Annotated in this window: 2 protein-coding genes and 1 pseudogene (1 of these 3 cut by a window edge); all 3 read right to left on the bottom strand. The window is 67.1% G+C overall.

Translation table 11 applies throughout. The features are described 5' to 3' along the window. A pseudogene (gene argB, locus ACFE99_RS22290) lies at positions 1 to 340 on the bottom strand (acetylglutamate kinase) (it extends 521 nt beyond the left edge of the window). Positions 341 to 448: 108 nt separating this feature from the next. Beyond that, a complete protein-coding gene (argJ, locus tag ACFE99_RS22285) occupies positions 449 to 1,663 on the bottom strand; it encodes a bifunctional glutamate N-acetyltransferase/amino-acid acetyltransferase ArgJ (RefSeq protein ID WP_375488646.1) in 1,215 nt (404 codons plus the stop codon). Then, a complete protein-coding gene (gene argC, locus ACFE99_RS22280; protein WP_375488644.1) occupies positions 1,660 to 2,706 on the bottom strand; it encodes an N-acetyl-gamma-glutamyl-phosphate reductase in 1,047 nt (348 codons plus the stop codon). Before argC ends, argJ begins: the two co-directional genes overlap by 4 nt. Positions 2,707 to 3,043: the final 337 nt, after the last annotated feature.

The raw sequence follows: 3,043 nt of genomic DNA, 5'->3' as shown, positions 1-3,043 counted from the left end.
TGACCAGTTCCCGGCCCACTTGACCGAACAGCACCATCCGCGCGACGTCGAGCACTTCCGGTGTGGTGACCCGGAATCCGCCCTTGAAGTCGCCGGCGATGCCAAGTCGCTGCAACGTCGCCGTGATCTGCGGTCCGCCACCGTGTACGACGACGGGATGGATGCCGCAGTTGCGCAGAAACGCCATGTCGGCCGCGAACGCATGCTTGAGCGTGTCGTCGGTCATCGCGTTGCCGCCGTATTTGACGACGACGATCTTGCCGTGCAGCTGCTTGAGCCAGGGCAGGGCTTCGGCGAGCACCTGGGCTTTTACCTGGGTCGGCAATTCGCTGGTCGTCATGAGCTATGCCACCGCCGACCATGCAGAGCGGCAGCGATGAGGAGGAGGCGGATCATGAGCTATGCCACCGCCGACGATGCAGAGCGGGAGCGATGAGGAGGAGGCGGATCATGAGCTGTAAGCCGAGTTCTCTTCGACGTAGCCGTGCGACAGGTCGGTGGTGCGGATACTGCCGTGACCACTACCTAGCCCGAGGTCGACGGTGACGTCGATGTCGGTTCCCGACAGGTCCACCTCCCGAGCTTTCGGCGTTCCGACGCCGTCGATACACACCGCAAAACCGTTGAACGAGACAGTGATCCGCTCCGGGTCGAGCTGCACCGGCGCCATGCCCACTGCCGCGAGCACCCGGCCCCAGTTCGGGTCGGAGCCGAACAACGCGGTCTTGACCAGGCTGTCGCGGGCGATTACCCGCGCCGCTGTGACGGCCTCGTCCTCGCTGGCCGCGCCGGTCACCGTGACGGTGATGCGTTTGGTGACACCTTCGGCGTCGGCCTGCAACTGCGCACACAGGTCGTCGCAGACCCGAAGCACTGCGCCGTCGAGATCGGCTTGGCTGGGGGCGATCTCACTTGCCCCCGACGCCAAAAGCAGCACGGTGTCGTTGGTGGAGCAGGTGCCGTCGATGTCCAGGCGGTCGAAGGTGACGGCGCTGGCACGCCGCAGCGCGTGGTCGAGCGCTGCAGCGTCGGCCACGGCGTCGGTGGTCAGCACGCACAGCATGGTGGCCAGCGACGGCGCCAGCATCCCGGCGCCCTTGGCCATTCCGCCGATGGTCCAGTTACCGGGATGGTGCAGCGCAACCTGTTTCGGCACGGTGTCGGTGGTCATGATGGCCCGTGCCGCGTCCTCACCGCCGGTGAGCCCGCCTACCATCTCGTGGACGATTTCCTGAACGCCGGCGAGCACCTTGTCCATCGGCAGCCGGTCACCGATCAGGCCCGTCGAGCAGACGGCGACTTCGATCGCACCGGTCTCGCTGCCCCAGTCCGACAACGCGGCGGCGACGGCCTCGGCGGTGGCGTGGGTGTCTTGGAAACCGGCAGGGCCGGTGCAGGCATTAGCGCCGCCCGAGTTAAGGACCACCGCGCGCAGCCGGCCGGTGGTCAGCACCTGCTGGCTCCACAGCACCGGTGCGGCCTTGACCCGGTTGCGGGTGAAGACGCCCGCGGCGGCGTAGTCCGGGCCTTCGTTCAAGACCAGCGCCAGATCCAGCGCCCTGGAAGGCTTGATCCCCGCAGCGATGCCGGCGGCCCGAAATCCCTCCGGTGCCGTCACGCCCTGGGTGCGCAGCAGCCTGGCAGCGTCGGCGAGGTCGGTCACGGCGCCACTCCTACTAGTGGCAACCCCTCGGTTTCCGGCCAACCTAGCGCCAGGTTCATCGACTGCACCGCGGTACCGGCGGTGCCCTTGACCAGGTTGTCGATGGCGGCGATCGCCACCAATGTGGCGGCCTCCTCGTCGACCGCGACGGCGATGTGCGCAGCGTTGCTGCCGATCACCGCTCCGGTGCGGGGCAACTGTCCGCCGGGCAGTAGGTGAACGAAAGGCTCTGTGCTATAAGTCTTTTCGTATGCTGCGCGCAGTTGTGAGAGCGGCGAGCGGGTGGGTGCGGTGCAGGTGGCCAAGATGCCGCGCGACGTGGGGATGAGCACCGGGGTGAACGACGCGGTGACTTTTCGGTCGCTGACCTTTTGCAGCTCCTGCACGATCTCGGGGGTGTGCCGGTGGGCCCCGCCGATGTTGTAGGCCCGCGCCGATCCGATGACCTCTGCGCCGAGCAAGTCCGTCTTCGCAGCACGACCAGCCCCCGATGTGCCACTGACGGCTACCACCGTGACGGCGGGTTCGACGAGGTCCTCGGCGATGGCGGGCAGCAGGGCCAGCAGTGCCGCGGTCGGATAGCAGCCGGGTACTGCGATGCGGCGGGCGCCGCGCAGCCGCTCGCGGGCGCCGGGCAATTCGGGCAACCCGTACGGCCAGCTGCCGGCATGCGGCGAACCGTAGAAGCGCTGCCAGGCTGCGGGTTCGGTGAGCCGGAAATCAGCGCCGCAGTCCACGATCAGCGTCTGAGGGTCCAGCTGCTCGGCTAAGGCCGCCGAATGCCCGTGCGGGAGCGCCAAGAAGACGACGTCATGGCCGCGCAGCACGTCGATCTCGGTCGGTTCCAGCACTCGCTGAGCGAGCGGCAGCAGGTGAGGGTGCTGCTCGCCGAGCGTGCTGCCGGCGTTGCCCGCCGCGGTGAGTGCGCCGATCGTAAACCGGCCGTCGGCGTAGGCGGGGTGGCCGAGGAGCAGCCGAACGATTTCGCCTCCCGCGTAGCCGCTGGCGCCGGCCACCGCCACTCGCAGGATCATAGCGGCCATTCTGCATGGTTATGCAGAAGGATGCAAACTCATTCCACTGCGGGGGGAGCAAACGCCGCAGTGTCGGGCAGGTTCGCCAGCGTGGGTGCCCTCAGCGTTGGTCGGGCTCCTCGTCCCCGTCGGCGCGAAGGCACAGCTACGCACGGAGTCGACTATGCGGCCGGTGCAAAGCAGGTAGTCGACTACGCGTGCCTACGCGGACTCGGCGGCCGTATGTTCCGTTCGCCTCAACTATTCGAAACCTCGGAGGAGGAACAAGATCATGTCTACAACACGGAGAAATTTACCAATCGTTTCCTCGCTCGGAGCCGGCCTGATTGTGCTTAGTGCATGTGGT

Origin of the sequence: uncultured Mycobacterium sp., assembly GCF_964249325.1 — a bacterium.
Taxonomy (GTDB): domain Bacteria; phylum Actinomycetota; class Actinomycetes; order Mycobacteriales; family Mycobacteriaceae; genus Mycobacterium.
The sequence above is the reverse complement of the archived record's forward strand: the minus strand, read 5'-3'. Positions and strand labels throughout refer to the sequence as shown.

What these genes read in the sequence shown, in the direction of transcription:
- argC (WP_375488644.1), bottom strand. Translation starts at nt 2,706, where the DNA reads ATGGCCGCTATGATCCTGCGAGTGGCGGTGGCCGGCGCCAGCGGCTAC.